Genomic DNA, 15,773 nt, shown 5'->3' with positions numbered 1-15,773 from the left:
AAATACGATTACTTTACCACAGCTCCATCTTCATGATGATAGCCTCGTAAGAAATCAGCCACGCCCATCCGTTTCTTCCCTGCGAGTTGCAAGGAACGGATGTTTATATAGCCATCTGTTACGGCTATGCGGAAATAGGTTTTCTTATCCGTTACAACCGCTCCGGGTTCAAACGAATGTTCGGCAAATATTTTATCGGTTTCATAAATCTTCAATACCTGAGGAGCAGTGCTACCTTGACAGAGTTCAGTCCATGCTGCCGGGTAAGGCGACAGTCCGCGCACGAAATCATAAATTTGTTTCACGCCTTTACTCCAGTCTATGCGGCAGGTTTCTTTGAAAATCTTAGGAGCCGGACGCAGGACTTCTCCTTCTGCCAATTTATCTTGCGGAACAGTCTTTACACTACCGTCAAGAATAGAGTCGACTGTTTTTACAACCAAATCGCCGCCTAAATTCATCAAGCGTTCATATACATCGCCTACATTGTCTGTATCGGCTATCGGAACACGTACTTGGTCAATGATTTCTCCCGTATCAATTTCATGCTTCAAGAAAAAAGTTGTAATGCCGGTTTCTGTTTCACCATTGATAACCGCCCAGTTGATAGGAGCAGCTCCGCGATATTGGGGCAACAATGAGGCATGAAGGTTAAACGTCCCCAAACGGGGCATGTTCCAAACCACTTCGGGCAGCATACGGAAAGCAACCACAATCTGAAGGTCGGCTTTCAGTTCGCGCAGCTCTGCCACGAAACTTTCGTCTTTCAGTTTTTCAGGCTGAAGCACTTTCAAGCCTTGCGATACGGCATACTGCTTCACCGGACTGGGTTGCAACACACTGCCGTGACGTCCCATCGGTTTGTCGGGCATTGTGATCACCCCTACTATATTATATCCTCCCTCAACCAAACGCTTCAAACTCTCAACAGCAAATTCGGGAGTTCCCATGTATACGATTCTCAAATCTTTCTTTTCCATGATACAAAAATTTATTTATTCGGCAGATAAATCGACCAATACCTGACGATATGCTGTCAGCATCTTCGATTTAGATACAATTCCCTTATACCTTCCTTCTTCATCTACAACCGGTAAATTCCATGCCCCGGTTTCATCGAACTTCCGCATCACCTCTTCCATCGAATCTGTGATTTTGATACACGCTTTGGGCGTAACCATGAAATTTTCAACACGGTAACGGTGATACAACTCTTGCCGGAAGATGATGTTGCGAATGTCGTTCAAGGGTACGATGCCCAAAAGAACATTATTCACATCTACCACCGGAAACAGATTTCGTCCTGATTTGGATATAGCTTTTACCATCTCTCCCAAATCCATATCGGGGCGCACTACCTGAAAGTCTGTTTCAATCACACTCTCCATGTTCATCAGAGTCAGTACCGCCTTATCTTTATGATGTGTCACCAGTTCACCTTTCTTTGCCAGACGCATGGAATAAATACTATGCGGTTCGAAGATGATGATGGTAAGATACGCACACACCGAAACAATCATCAACGGCAGGAACAGGGCATATCCTCCGGTAAGTTCGGCGATAAGGAATACACCGGTAAGCGGAGCGTGCATCACGCCCGACATCAGACCAGCCATTCCCATCAGCGCAAAGTTTTTCTCAGGGATATAAGTGTTTCCGATATGGAATTCATTGCATACATACGAAAATACGAAACCGGCTATACATCCCAGAAACAAACTCGGAGCAAAAATACCACCGCAACCGCCTCCACCGTTCGTGGCACTGGAAGCGAATACTTTAAACAAGATTATCAGCAGCAAATAGATTACCAACAGATGCCCGTTGCCGTAAAACAGTGAATTGTTCATCACCGTGTCCCAGTCTGCCGAAGTGGTTCCGTTAAGCAACAGCGAAATCGTATCATAGCCTTCGCCGTAAAGCGGGGGAAAGAGGAAGATTAAAATACTCAGCATCGTACCTCCTATCACAAACTTCACGTACGGATTAGAGTAGCGGCGGAAAATATTTTCTATCCAGTTCATAGAACAGGTGAAATACCAAGCCACCAACCCGCAAAAAACACCCAGCGCGATGGCATAGGGAACGCGCTCCATCGCAAACGGATAGTCTAAGTGGAAATAAAACATCGACTCCGTACCCGTCAGCACGTATGAAAGCGATGCTGCCGTCACGCTGGTTATCAGCAGCGGAAGCAGCGATGCCATCGTCAGGTCAATCATCAGCACTTCGAGCGTAAACACCAAGCCGGCTATGGGGGCTTTAAAGATTCCCGATACAGCTCCTGCGGCACCGCATCCCACGAGCAACATCAGTGTCTTGTGGTCCATACGGAAAATGCTGCCCAAGTTCGAACCGATGGCAGAGCCTGTCAACACAATAGGTGCTTCCGCTCCTACCGAACCACCGAAACCGATGGTTATAGCCGAAGCACAGATAGACGACCATACGTTATGACGCTTAATGCGGCTCTGACGGCGGGAGATAGCGTAAAGGATTTTCGTAACTCCGTGGCTGATGTCATCGCGCACTATTTTCCGGATAAAGAGACTTGTCAGAAAAATACCCACCACCGGATAAACCAAATACAGCCAGTTGGCTCCGGTTGAATCGAAATTATCGGTAAGAAATTCTTTAATATATTCTACTAAAAACTTCAACACATACGCCGCCAGTGCCGTACAGATTCCGACGATGAAACTTAAAATCAAAATAAATTGTTTGTCTTTGATATGTTTCTCGCGCCAGACCAACAGTCGTTGAAGTAAATTATTGTTTTCGTCAGCTATGTTCATTATTGTGTTATATATATAATGTATAAAGGCAACCTCATGATGATGATGCTTGTTTCCTGAAGAAACAAGCCAAACATTTATTCTCTTATAATCTTCACTTCGCCTCCCTTGCCTAACTTGATAATGGAAGAAGGCTTCGGATGTCCGGTTTCTTCACGGCGGAAATCAACCACATAATCTACTGCCTGCTTGATTTCTTCGCTTATTTCGCTAAACACCGCCGGAGCAGGCTGTCCGCTGATGTTGGCAGAAGTTGAAACAATGGCTTTGCGGAAGCGGAAACACAGTTCTTTTGAAAACGCCTCGGAAGTAACCCGGATACCCACACTGCCATCTGCCGCAATCAGGTTCGGAGCCAAATTACGCGCTCCATCGTAAATTATAGTCAAAGGTTTTGTTGTCAACTCTATCAAATCCCAAGCCACGCCCGGAACGTCTTTCACATAAAAGTCCACCTTAACAGGACTGTCCACCAGTACCAGCATAGCCTTGCTGTCTGCTCGCTGCTTTATCTGATAAACTCGTTTTACGGCTTCTTCGTTTGTTGCGTCACATCCGATACCCCACACTGTGTCAGTAGGATAAAGTATCACGCCACCCTTTTGCATGACTTCACATGCACGTTTAATCTCATCTTTCATCATAACTACTATACATTGGTACAGTTAATATAAACGCAAGCAAAAGTACAAAGGATTTTTAGGATAGCCCAAGAAAGTTTGATTAATTTTGCAGAAAGGATTTTGTTTTCATGAATACGAAACGCAAAATTATCCATATTGACATGGATGCTTTTTACGCATCGGTGGAGCAACGGGACAATCCGGAACTGAGAGGAAAACCCGTAGCCGTGGGTCATGCCGAAAAGCGAGGCGTAGTAGCTGCTGCAAGCTATGAGGCACGCAAGTTCGGTGTGCGTTCCGCCATGCCTTCACAAAAGGCCATCAAACTTTGTCCGCAACTGATTTTTATCGAAGGACGAATGGAGGTCTATAAAAGTGTATCGCGCCAAATACACGAGATTTTCCACGATTACACTGATCTTATCGAACCGATTTCGCTCGACGAGGCGTTTCTTGATGTGACAGATAACAAAAAAGGAATCGAACTGGCGGTAGATATTGCACGCGAAATCAAACAGCGCATCCGGGAAGAGCTGCATTTGGTGGCATCGGCAGGGGTGTCATACAACAAGTTTCTGGCAAAGATTGCTTCCGATTACCGCAAGCCCGACGGACTCTGCACCATCCACCCCGACCAAGCACAGGCCTTCATCGACCACCTGCCCATCGAATCGTTTTGGGGCGTAGGTCCGGTCACGGCAAAGAAACTGCATCTGTTAGGGGTTTATAACGGGAAGACGTTGCGTGAATGTTCGCGCGAGATGCTGGTACGCCAGTTCGGAAAAGCCGGAAATATCTATTATGAGTTTGCCCGCGGCATAGACAACCGCCCGGTAGAATCTGTGCGCGTACGTAAGTCTATCGGCTGCGAACATACGCTGGAGAAAGACATCAGCCTGAAAAGTTCGGTTATCATTGAGCTGTACCACGTGGCGTGCGAACTGACAGAACGTCTGAAGGCGAAAGACTTCAACGGCACGACACTTACCCTGAAAATAAAGTTCAACGATTTCGTGCAGATAACGCGCAGCCTCAGCACACGGAAAAGCCTCCGCACGTTAGATGAGATTTTACCGCTTGCCAAAACGCTGCTAAAAGAAGTGGATTACGAACATCACCCCGTGCGTCTGATAGGGCTTTCGGTATCGAATCCCAAAGAAGACACTGACGGACAGCATGTTAACACACCCCAATGGGTACAACTGGAACTTCCGTTCAGCGATTAAAAACGCTATGGGATGAACCGGGGCACGCAAGCGGTAGAACTTGTCAACGCTATGGGATGGACCGAGGTACGCAAGCGGTAGCGTTTTCCGGCGCCGTCTAACGCTGTCAAAAGACTATTCCGACGCTATATATTTCGCCAATACCCGCTCCGCACAAGCATAGCCTTCTTCGTACAGCGCCGTCAGTTTTTTGGTGTCCCGCTCAATGCGGTTTACCGTTACCTTCTGCTCCGGACGAATAGCCAGAATACGCCCTTCGTCTTCCATGCGTTCCACCATCTCCAACTGTTTGTTATACGCTTCACACCGACGGCTTAACGCCAACCGCAAACGCGGGTAACGGCGGTAAACAAACCGTGGGACACGAATGTCTTTCTCTGTCTTGCGGTAACCCCGGTTGCGGGTGAGCACCACTACGTTAAACGCATACCCCTGCTCTATGGCACGTTCTACGGGAATCGAGTCGACGATGCCTCCGTCCAGCATCGGCCTGCCGTCGACATACGTAATAGGACAAACGTAGGGCAGACTGCTCGATGCTTTGGCGATGGCAAGCAGACGCACTTTATCGTGTTTTTCTTCCAGATAACACGCCCGCCCTGTAACACAGTTGGTGGTAACCATCTCAAACCGTGTGGGGTTGTTGAAATAAGTTTCGTAATCGTAAGGAAGAATTTCTTCGGGAAAAATCTCGTAAAGCAAACGCTGGTCAAGAATACTATGCTGATACCACAAATGCTTCAGCCCGATGTAATGGTACTTGTCGAGCAGGTCGATGTTGCTGTATTTCGCCCTTCCGCGCTGGCGCGACAGGTAAGACAAGCCGTTACACGCCCCCGCCGACACACCCACAGCATAAGGAAACTCAATGTTATAATCCAACATATAATCAAGTACCCCGCAGGTGAACACCCCGCGCATACCTCCGCCTTCAAGTACCAAGCCCATTTTCTGAAAATCGACTTCCATATCCCATGTCCTCCGTTTTAATCTGTTGAAAACACATACGTGTTTTCGCAAATATATATTTTTCCTTGCAAACTCGCCACATCTTTGATTTATTTGTTACATTTGCATTTCAAAAAAAGAAAGAAATATCATACGATTGTAACATAAAAGAAAAGGAACCATGTTTGACGCATTAACTTATCAAAAACGCCGCAAGGCTTTACGCGAAAAAGTGGGCAGCGGCATTATCCTTATATTGGGAAACAACGAAGCTCCGGCAAATTATCCGGACAATACTTATAAATTCCGTCAAGACAGTTCGTTTGTTTATTTCTTCGGCCATTCTCATCCCGGTTATGCAGGCATTATCGATGCAGACAGCGGCGAAGAATATTTCTTCGGTAACGATGTAGACATGGACGACATCATCTGGATGGGTCCGCAACCCAGTGTGAAAGAACTTGCCGCACAGGTGGGAGTTGCGAAAAGTTTTCCGTTCGACAAACTGAAAGAAACGGTAAGCAAGGCTCTCTCGCTGCGACGGAAGATTCACTTCTTGCCTCCATACAGATATGATAACATGTTGCTGTTGGAAGAACTGACCGGTATCCGTGCTTCGCTGACCAAAAAACACGCTTCGCTGCCGTTGATAAAAGCGGTGGTGGAACTGCGGTCGGTAAAAGAGCCGTGTGAGATAGCAGAAATCGACAAGGCTTGTAACGTGGGCTACGAAATGCACACCGCTGCCATGCGCCTGTGTAAGCCGGGCGTGTCAGAACAATACATAGCCGGCGTGTTAGACGGTATCGCTTCGTCGTACGGACGGATGGTTTCTTTTGCTACCATTCTTACACAAAACGGGCAAACACTTCATAACCATGACCACAGCCATACGCTGGAGGCAGGCAGACTGATGCTGACCGACGCCGGAGCGGAACTGATGAACTATTATTGTTCTGACCACACACGTACCGTGCCCGTGGGCGGAAAATTCACTCCCCGGCAGAAAGACATTTACAGCATCGTGCTGGCTTGTCATGACAAGGCGTTGGAGCTGGCTCGTCCGGGCGTGACTTACAAATCGGTTCACTTGGAAGTCTGCAAAGTTTTGGCACAAGGACTGAAAGATTTGGGACTGATGAAAGGCGATGTAGACGAGGCGGTGGCAGCCGGAGCACATGCCTTGTTCCTCCCCCACGGACTGGGACACATGATGGGGCTTGACGTTCACGACATGGAAGACCTCGGACAATGCTACGTGGGCTACGACGATGAAGTACAACCCTCTACGCAATTCGGACTCGCCTCACTGCGGATGGGACGCCGCCTGCAAGAAGGTTTCGTAATCACCGACGAACCGGGCTGTTATTTCATCCCCGCACTCATTGATAAGTGGAAGGCAGAAAAGCTGCACACTGAATTCCTGAACTTCGACCGCATTGAAACCTTTAAAGATTTCGGTGGAATCCGGTTGGAAGACGATATACTTATCACCGCCGATGGTTCACGCTTTACGGGCGAAAAGCATATCCCCATTACCATCGACGAAGTAGAAACCATTATGAATGAATAACTAATAAATAATACCTTAATAAACATTTATATCCAATGAATAAACTGATTGCACTCGCTGCGTTAGGTCTTTGTTTCAGCAATGTATATGCCGAAGCTCCTAAGAAAGACAAAACAACAGAAGAAGGTTTCGTATTTACCACAGTAAAAGAAAACCCTATCACTTCTATTAAGAACCAAAACCAGTCAAGCACCTGCTGGTCGTTTTCTACATTAGGCTTCCTTGAATCAGAACTCTTGCGTTTAGGAAAAGGAGAGTTTGATTTGTCGGAAATGTTTGTAGTACATAAAACAATGGAAGAACGCGGAGCAAACTACGTGCGTTATCACGGTGATGCTTCTTTCTCGCCGGGAGGAAGTTTTGAAGACATCTTGGTTTGCTACGAAAAGTATGGTATGGTTCCGCAAGAAGCAATGCCGGGCATTATGTACGGCGACTCACTGCCTAACCACAATGAACTGGATGCCGTAGCCGGCGCTTATGTAGAAGCCATCGGAAAAGGCCGTCACAGCAAGTTGTCTCCGGTATGGAAGAACGGACTTTGCGCCATCTATGACACGTATTTGGGCGAATGTCCGAAAGAGTTTACCTATAAAGGCAAAACTTATACGCCGAGAACGTTTGCCGATAACGTTTTGGGATTGAACCCCGATGATTACGTATCTCTGACCTCATACTCACATCATCCGTTCTATACGCAGTTCTTCATCGAAGTGCAAGACAACTGGCGCAACGCCTTGTCATATAATCTTCCTATCGACGAACTGATGGAGGTTATGGATAACGCCGTAAACAATGGCTATACATTTGCTTGGGGAGCTGACGTAAGCGAAGACGGATTTACCCGCGACGGTATCGCCGTATGCCCGAACGTGGCAAAAGGTGCAGAGCTTACGGGTTCTGACATGGCGCATTGGTTGGGACTGAGCAAAGCTGACAAACGCAAAGAGCTGACCAGCAAACCGCTTCCCGAAATCGAAGTAACACAGGAAATGCGTCAGGAAGCATTCGACAACTGGGAAACAACCGACGACCACGGTATGCTTATCTACGGCTTGGCTAAAGACCAGAACGGCAAAGAATACTACATGGTAAAGAACTCATGGGGTAAGGCAGGCAAATACAAAGGCATCTGGTATGCTTCGAAAACATTTGCCAAATACAAAACCATGAATATCTTGATTCACAAAGATGCTATTCCGGCTCACATCGCTAAGAAATTGGGCTTATAATTACCTTAAATAGACCCATTACAAATAATAAAACGGTTGATTCTGCAAAATAAATAGCAGAATCAACCGTTTTTTCTTTCTTTTTTTCTAACTTTACGGATTGAATGCACAAACGAATTACAAGGCTCTTTCTACGAGAGTTTGCTGATAACAACGAAAGATTTCTCGTAATCTAAACAGAAAGCCTCTGCAAGACAGCATTCACCTGATAAGAAAAAGAAAGAAAAAAACATATAAAATGAACTACAAATGGAACTATCAACCTCCTACACAAGAGCAAAGGGAAGCAGCTAAGGCTTTGGCTAAAGAGATAGGAATCAGTCCTATCCTGTGCAAGCTATTATTGGAAAGAGGAATAACTTCCGCTGCCGAAGCTAAACGTTTTTTCCGTCCCCAGCTCAACGAACTTCACGACCCGTTTCTCATGAAAGACATGAGCAAGGCCGTAGAACGTCTTAACAAAGCTATGGGGAAGAAGGAACGTATCCTTGTATACGGAGATTACGACGTAGACGGAACAACTGCGGTCGCATTGGTTTACAAATTCCTTCAACAATTCTATTCGAATATCGACTACTACATTCCCGACCGCTACAATGAAGGGTATGGCGTATCAAAGAAAGGAGTAGACTATGCCTACGAAACAGGAGTAAAATTAGTTATCGTATTAGACTGTGGAATCAAGGCGGTAGAGGAAATCATGTATGCCAAAGAAAAAGGCATCGACTTTATCATTTGCGACCATCATGTGCCCGATGAAGTGCTTCCTCCTGCCGTGGCTATCTTAAATGCCAAAAGAAAAGACTCAACGTATCCTTACGACCATTTGTCGGGGTGCGGCGTGGGGTTTAAGTTCATGCAGGCTTTTGCACTGAACAACGGTATCGAGTTTCACCAACTAACTCCGCTTCTAGACTTGGTAGCTGTCAGCATTGCTTCAGATATCGTTCCCATCATGGGAGAAAACCGCGTGTTGGCCTACCACGGCTTGCGCCAACTGAACTCCAATCCAAGTGTAGGGTTGAAGGCTATCATCGATGTCTGTGGGCTTTCGGAAAAAGAAATCACAATGAGTGACATCGTTTTCAAAATAGGTCCTCGCATCAATGCTTCGGGACGAATCCAAAACGGCAAAGAGGCAGTCGACCTTTTGATTGAAAGAGATTTTCAGGTGGCTCTTGAAAAAAGTAACCAAATCAACCGGTATAACGAAACGCGGAAAGACTTGGACAAGAGTATGACCGAAGAAGCTAACAAAATCGTAGACAATCTTTCTGACCTGTCAGAACGCCGTTCTATTGTTATTTATAACGAAGATTGGCATAAAGGTGTTATCGGTATCGTTGCTTCCCGCCTAACGGAAATCTATTACCGCCCGGCAGTGGTACTGACACGAACCGATAACCTTGCTACCGGATCGGCACGTTCTGTTTCGGGATTCGATGTGTATAAGGCTATCGAGCACTGCCGTGACTTGTTGGAAAACTTCGGAGGACATACGTATGCGGCAGGACTTTCGATGAAAATCGAAAATGTTCCGGAATTTACCCAACGCTTCGAAGAGTATGTCACGAATCACATCCTTCCGGAGCAAACCAGCGCAACCATCGATATTGATGCGCAGTTGGATTTCCGAGACATAACGCCTAAGTTCTTTTTCGATTTGAAGAAGTTCAATCCTTTTGGACCGGATAATCATAAACCGATATTTGCTACGCTGAATGTGTATGATTACGGAACAAGTAAGGTAGTAGGACGAGACCAAGAACATATCAAACTGGAATTAGTGGATAACAAATCGAACAACGTAATGAACGGTATCGCTTTCGGACAAAGTTCGCAAGCGCGGTACATCAAAACAAAACAATCGTTCAATATCTGTTATACCATCGAAGAAAATACACATAAGCGTGGAGAAATACAGTTGCAAATAGAAGATATCAAACCTACTTTTAAATAAGAATCTTTTATCAACATGAAACAGTTAAAAGACCACGAATAAAGAGTTACGTCATGCGTTTTTCTTTCTTCGTGGTCTTTTGTTTTTCTATTCAGAATCATGGACTACAAAAGCATCTTAAAGCAATATTGGGGGTACGATAATTTCCGGGGGATACAGGAAGACATCATCCGGAGCATCGGAAGCGGAAAAGATACACTGGGACTTATGCCTACGGGAGGGGGCAAATCCATAACTTTCCAAGTACCGGCACTTGCACGTCCGGGCTTGTGTCTGGTCATTACTCCGCTCATTGCTTTGATGAAAGACCAAGTGCGCAACCTGCGGGCAAGGGGCATTAAGGCTACGGCGGTGTATTCGGGCATGACGCGCGAGGAAATTATCATTGCGCTCGAAAACTGTATCTTCGGAGATTACAAATTCTTATACATCTCACCCGAACGGCTGGGGACGGAAATCTTTCAAATCAAGTTACGCAGCATGAAGGTAAACATGATTACCGTCGACGAATCTCACTGTATTTCGCAATGGGGATATGATTTCCGTCCGGCATATCTGAAGATTTCCGATGTCCGTAAGCTCCTGCCCGACGTTCCCATCCTTGCTCTCACCGCCACGGCTACTCCGGAAGTTGTCAAGGATATCCAACTGAAACTGGCTTTCCGCGAAGAAAACGTATTCCGCATGAGTTTCGAGCGGAAGAATCTGGCGTATATCGTGCGCCGTACAGAAAATAAAGCCGAAGAGTTACTTCATATCCTGAATAGCGTACAAGGTTCAGCTATCGTTTATACGAGGAACAGGAAGAAAACCAAAGAAGTTTCTCTGTTCTTGAATGACCACGACATTACATCAACTTTCTATCATGCCGGATTAAGCAACGAGACTAAAGACCAGCGGCAGAAAAGTTGGCTTACAGGAGAGCACCGTGTCATGGTGGCTACCAATGCGTTTGGTATGGGTATTGACAAGCCGGACGTGCGCATTGTGATTCATGTGGATTTTCCCGATTCGCCGGAGGCTTATTTTCAGGAGGCAGGACGTGCAGGGCGCGACGGACAGAAAGCCTACGCCGTACTTCTTTATGCGCGAAACGACAAGACTGTTCTTCGGAAACGGATTTCGGATACCTTTCCCGAAAAAGACTATATCCGCAAAGTTTACGAGGACATTAATTTTTACTACCAGATGGCGATGGGCGACGGATTGGGGTGTACGTATGCGTTTAACATCGACGAGTTTTGTCATAACTTCAAGCATTTTCCCATTCAGGTAGACAGTGCGCTGAAGATTCTCACACGCGCCGGATATCTGGAGTATACTGACGAACAAGATAATGCATCGCGCATCATGTTTACCTTACGGCGCGACGAGTTATACCGCATCCATGAAAACAGTCCGGAGACAGAAAATCTTATCCGCAACATTTTGCGGCTTTATACCGGAGTGTTCAGTGATTATGCCTATATCAACGAAGAAACGCTGGCTCTGCGCACAGGGATTACCCGCCAGCAGGTATACGAAACGTTGGTGCTGCTTACCAAGCGCAGGATTTTGCATTATATTCCGGGGAAAAAGACACCGTATATCATTTATACGCGCGAGCGGCAGGAAACCGAACGCATCCATCTGAGCCGAGAGGTATACGAAGACCGGAAAGAGAGTTACATCCGCCGCATCGAGGCGATGTTGGAGTATGCCGATACAGACAACAAATGCCGTAGCCGGATGTTGCTACATTATTTCGGAGAGAAAAATGAGCACAACTGCGGACAGTGTGACGTGTGCCTCAGCAAGCATCGGTCGGGGTTGCGGCAAAACACATTTTCTGAACTTGCAGACCGCATTTGCCAACTGTTATCCAATGCTCCCCTTTCTGCCGGGGAATTAGTTGCCGCATTGGGAGATGCCGAAGAAACAGACCTCAGGCAGACACTCTCCTATCTTCTTGCCGAAGAGCAAATACGGCAAGAAGACGGAAAGCTGTATCTTGTTACTTCGCCGGCTCGGAAGGAGCAGGACAAAAGTCATGACAATGCATAAACTGTCCGGGACATGCATCCGGTCTTCCCGGACGGAATTTGTTATTCCGTGCAAACGGCATCGGGCGGCGATGTCCGGCTTTAAAAACTTCCGCCAGTTGGCGTGCCGTCAATATTTCAGAAAATTTATCCAGATACTTCTCTTTCGTTTCTACCACTGCACGCTGCGTTTCCAGTCGCTTTTTCAGATTCTCTTTTATCTGCGCGTCAGTCAGTTCACCTTTTTGTCCGTCCTTCTGAGGAGTTTGACGGCACGACTGCAAGGCTTGCAGGTATTCTTTATAAAGCGGAATGAACTTGGCAGACGTGTTTTCGTCTAACATCAGGCGCTGTTCTATATGTTTTGCCTGCAACTCAATCCGCTGTTCGGGTGTCAGCTTTTTCTTTTCCGGTTGGTTATTTTGCGCAAAAACATTGCTTCCACTCATCACAATCGCTACGGCTATTGCCAAAAATAAATGTTTTTTCATCTTCGTAATACTTTTAATTGTTTTACTTTTCTTTTTCAATACAGCTTGTACAAGTATTGTCTTTGTTGGGTTAGAGCTGAGAAAAAGGAAATAGTTTATCCGCTTTTCTTTGATTTAACATTTTCACAACGGCTTGCGAAGAAATCTTAAACACCGGCATACGTTCCGTAAACGAATGTAAAACCGTGAGCTTTTGAGAAAGATTCCACTTTCTTTCACTATCTTTGTCTGCCGTAAAACCATTAGTAATCAAGCCGACATGAAACAAACGCAAACCAATGAGCCAACCGACCCGATGAAGGTTATATTTAACTATAACAACGTGTTTTTCAGTTTCTTTTACGATGACAACAGCCTGTGTGTACACCGTTCGCGCGAGTTTGCCATGAATTATGTGTATTCCGGCGAAATGATTCTCGACAATGGGGGCGAGCCTATCCACGTGGGCAAGGGGGAATGTGTGTTTATCCCGCGCGACCATCATATCACGATGCGCAAACAGTCGTGTAACGGGGAGCGTTACTGCGGTATTTTCCTGAGTTTTACCCGCAACTTCCTGCGCGAGATGTACGGACGGTTTGAGCAATACCGTGTTCCGGCAGACACCCCCAAGCTCGATGCAGGAGTTATCAAACTGCCGAAAACCGCCGAAATAGCCAGCCTCTTTGCTTCGATGACTCCTTATTTCGACCCCGAAGTGAAGCCGCAAGATGATTTCATGCAGCTCAAGTTACAGGAAGGGTTGCTTGCCTTGCTTCATATCGACCGGCGTTTCGCTCCCACGCTCTTCGATTTCAACGAACCGTGGAAAATAGACATCATGGAGTTTATGAATCAGAACTATATGTATGAGTTCACGCTCGAAGACCTCGCCCACTACACAGGGCGCAGCCTTGCCACATTTAAGCGCGACTTTAAGAAGCTGAGCGACCTCACGCCCGAAAAGTGGCTGATACGCAAGCGGCTCGAAGTGGCATACGCGCTGATGAAGGAAGGCGGCAAGAAGATAGTCGACGTGTACGCCGAAGTGGGCTTCAAGAATCCGTCCCACTTTTCCACGGCATTCAAGCGGCAGTATGGCATCCCTCCCACCGCTGTCTCTGCCTAATATTCATCTGATTATACATTTTCCTCACGGAAAAAAACAGAAAAGAGCCCACGTTTTTAAGAAGAAATTTTCCGCCAACATACCCCCGAGTAACGCTACCGTTAGCGTTACTCAGTCCATGCGGATGCGTTGACCATTTCTTCCCATAGTGTTGACGGGTTCTACCGTTAGCGTTTTCTAAGTCCCAAGCCAAACCGGAAAAGGCTTTAAATAAGCTCTTTACAATTTTAGAGGCTGTTTTAAATTTCCCAATAAAATAAGAGTTAAATTTAACAGGCTCTAAGGTATCTCCTTAATAAATGCGCCGTGAACTTTTCAGAAACATGCTTTTGAGCTTTTCAGTAACGTCTTTATCCGCATTTCGCCCTATCTTTGCTATCGTAATCGAAATAACATATTATCTTATGAAACCATATATTATTTGCCACATGATGGCATCTGTAGACGGTCGTATCGACTGCGACATGACCGAACGCATCGGCGGTAACGAGTATTACGATGCATTGGAACAGCTTCATTGCGATTCTGATATATCCGGACGGGTTACGATGCAGAAACATTTTGCCCTGCCCGAACTTTTCGAGGCTAAAGACTTTACTCCGATAGGCAAACCGTCGTTTTACAAGGCGTGCGACGCTGAGGGATATACCATCGCTGTCGACTCGAAGGGACGGTTGCGCTGGCCTGCCAACAGTTCGGAAGGACGACCGCTGTTGGTCATCACGGGCGAAAATGCTCCGAAAGAGTATGCGGAGGCGTTGCGCCAACAGGGTATTTCGTGGATAGCCGCCGGAAAAGATGAAACCGACCTTACGCAAGCCGTAGAGATATTAAGCAAGGAGTTCGGCGTAGAAAGGCTTGCCGTGGTAGGAGGCGGAATAATCAACGGGGCGTTCCTCAAAGCCGGACTGCTGGACGAGGTGAGTGTTGTAGTGGGTGCGGGAATTGATGGACGCAAAGGGATGACGGCTGTGTTCGACGGTATCGACGACCCTTCTTTCCCTACTACCATCTTAAAGCTGAACAGCGTAGAACGCATCGGCGATAACTCTGTCTGGCTGCGTTACTCTTTTTAGAAACAAAATATTTTTGGCTGCGTTATATATACTTTAACCAACTAAAAGACATAACATCATGAAAGTATTATTAATCAATGGAAGTCCGCGCAAAGAGGGAAATACGTACCTCGCCTTGTCGGAAGTGGCATCGGCTTTGCAGGCTAACGGAGTCGATACGGAAATCGTTTCCATCGGAGCAAAAACGGTTCAGGGATGTATCGCTTGCGGACGGTGTGCAGAATTGGGACGGTGCGTATTCAAGGATGCACTTTACGAGAAAGTGAGGGCAGCGATAGAAACAGCGGACGCACTGGTGGTAGGCTCGCCGGTGTATTACGCCGGACCCAACGGCTCGCTGTGTGCCTTGCTCGACCGTTTGTTTTATTCTTCTTCGTCTTACCTGCAATACAAGCCTGCGGCAGCCGTGGCTGTCTGTCGGCGGGGCGGCGCAAGTGCCACGTTCGACCGCTTAAACAAGTATTTCACGATAACCAACATGCCCGTAGTGTCTTCTATCTACTGGAACAGCGTACACGGACGCACGCCCGGCGAAGCCTTGCAAGATGCCGAAGGGCTTCAGGTGATGCGGACGCTGGGGAACAACATGGCGTGGCTGCTGAAGAACCTGAAAAACGGAGGACAGCCCGTACCGGAAGCAGAACAGCGAATCATGACAAATTTTATCCGATAACATCAGTTTCAAGCCATGAAAAACATTATCTGTCAGTTACATATCAT

13 protein-coding genes are annotated in these 15,773 nt (G+C 46.6%); 8 read left to right on the top strand and 5 right to left on the bottom strand.

Annotated features, from left to right (window positions below):
* Nucleotides 1-8: 8 nt before the first annotated feature.
* The 3 genes from fmt to M3085_RS05230 all read right to left on the bottom strand — a co-directional run bounded on the left by fmt (nt 9) and on the right by M3085_RS05230 (nt 3,436).
* Nucleotides 9-980, bottom strand: a complete 972-nt coding sequence (gene fmt / locus M3085_RS05240) for a methionyl-tRNA formyltransferase (RefSeq protein WP_191709779.1) — start codon at nt 978-980, stop codon at nt 9-11.
* A 15-nt stretch (nt 981-995) separates the two neighbouring features.
* Nucleotides 996-2,795 (bottom strand): chloride channel protein, encoded by a 1,800-nt coding sequence (locus M3085_RS05235; RefSeq protein ID WP_178256006.1) that lies wholly within the window; start codon nt 2,793-2,795, stop codon nt 996-998.
* A gap of 77 nt (nt 2,796-2,872) precedes the next feature.
* Nucleotides 2,873-3,436, bottom strand: a complete 564-nt coding sequence (locus M3085_RS05230) for an L-threonylcarbamoyladenylate synthase (RefSeq protein WP_178256035.1) — start codon at nt 3,434-3,436, stop codon at nt 2,873-2,875.
* A gap of 110 nt (nt 3,437-3,546) precedes the next feature.
* On the opposite strand from M3085_RS05230, the gene dinB reads away from it, so the two are divergent.
* Complete coding sequence (gene dinB, locus M3085_RS05225) at nt 3,547-4,644, top strand: DNA polymerase IV (RefSeq protein ID WP_249052461.1); 1,098 nt, start codon at nt 3,547-3,549, stop codon at nt 4,642-4,644.
* Nucleotides 4,645-4,758: 114 nt separating this feature from the next.
* Here dinB and M3085_RS05220 read toward each other — a convergent pair whose 3' ends face one another.
* On the bottom strand, nt 4,759-5,613 hold the full coding sequence (locus M3085_RS05220) for a patatin family protein (protein WP_249052460.1): 855 nt from the start codon (nt 5,611-5,613) through the stop codon (nt 4,759-4,761).
* A 160-nt stretch (nt 5,614-5,773) separates the two neighbouring features.
* On the opposite strand from M3085_RS05220, the gene M3085_RS05215 reads away from it, so the two are divergent.
* From M3085_RS05215 to M3085_RS05200, 4 genes are all read left to right on the top strand, one after another.
* Complete coding sequence (locus tag M3085_RS05215; RefSeq protein ID WP_249052459.1) at nt 5,774-7,165, top strand: aminopeptidase P family protein; 1,392 nt, start codon at nt 5,774-5,776, stop codon at nt 7,163-7,165.
* 35 nt (nt 7,166-7,200) lie between these two features.
* Nucleotides 7,201-8,397, top strand: coding sequence for an aminopeptidase C (locus tag M3085_RS05210; protein ID WP_178256002.1), 1,197 nt, complete (start codon nt 7,201-7,203; stop codon nt 8,395-8,397).
* 238 nt (nt 8,398-8,635) lie between these two features.
* A complete protein-coding gene (gene recJ / locus M3085_RS05205) occupies nt 8,636-10,357 on the top strand; it encodes a single-stranded-DNA-specific exonuclease RecJ (RefSeq protein ID WP_178256001.1) in 1,722 nt (573 codons plus the stop codon).
* Nucleotides 10,358-10,456: 99 nt separating this feature from the next.
* The gene (locus tag M3085_RS05200) at nt 10,457-12,400 is read left to right on the top strand and encodes an ATP-dependent DNA helicase RecQ (protein ID WP_249052458.1); all 1,944 of its coding nucleotides are present in this window, start codon (nt 10,457-10,459) and stop codon (nt 12,398-12,400) included.
* Here M3085_RS05200 and M3085_RS05195 read toward each other — a convergent pair.
* Entirely contained in the window at nt 12,351-12,869 is a 519-nt protein-coding gene (locus M3085_RS05195; protein ID WP_249052457.1) for a hypothetical protein, read from the bottom strand. The genes M3085_RS05200 and M3085_RS05195 overlap by 50 nt on opposite strands.
* A 295-nt stretch (nt 12,870-13,164) precedes the next feature.
* On the opposite strand from M3085_RS05195, the gene M3085_RS05190 reads away from it, so the two are divergent.
* The 3 genes from M3085_RS05190 to M3085_RS05180 all read left to right on the top strand — a co-directional run bounded on the left by M3085_RS05190 (nt 13,165) and on the right by M3085_RS05180 (nt 15,726).
* The gene (locus M3085_RS05190; protein WP_178256034.1) at nt 13,165-13,977 is read left to right on the top strand and encodes a helix-turn-helix domain-containing protein; all 813 of its coding nucleotides are present in this window, start codon (nt 13,165-13,167) and stop codon (nt 13,975-13,977) included.
* 404 nt (nt 13,978-14,381) lie between these two features.
* Complete coding sequence (locus M3085_RS05185; protein ID WP_249052456.1) at nt 14,382-15,053, top strand: RibD family protein; 672 nt, start codon at nt 14,382-14,384, stop codon at nt 15,051-15,053.
* A gap of 58 nt (nt 15,054-15,111) precedes the next feature.
* Nucleotides 15,112-15,726, top strand: coding sequence for a flavodoxin family protein (locus M3085_RS05180; RefSeq protein WP_249052455.1), 615 nt, complete (start codon nt 15,112-15,114; stop codon nt 15,724-15,726).
* Nucleotides 15,727-15,773 lie beyond the last annotated feature (47 nt).

The organism is Bacteroides caecicola, assembly GCF_023337095.1.
Classification (GTDB): domain Bacteria; phylum Bacteroidota; class Bacteroidia; order Bacteroidales; family Bacteroidaceae; genus Phocaeicola; species Phocaeicola gallinarum.
This window is presented reverse-complemented; position numbering and strand designations above follow the sequence as displayed.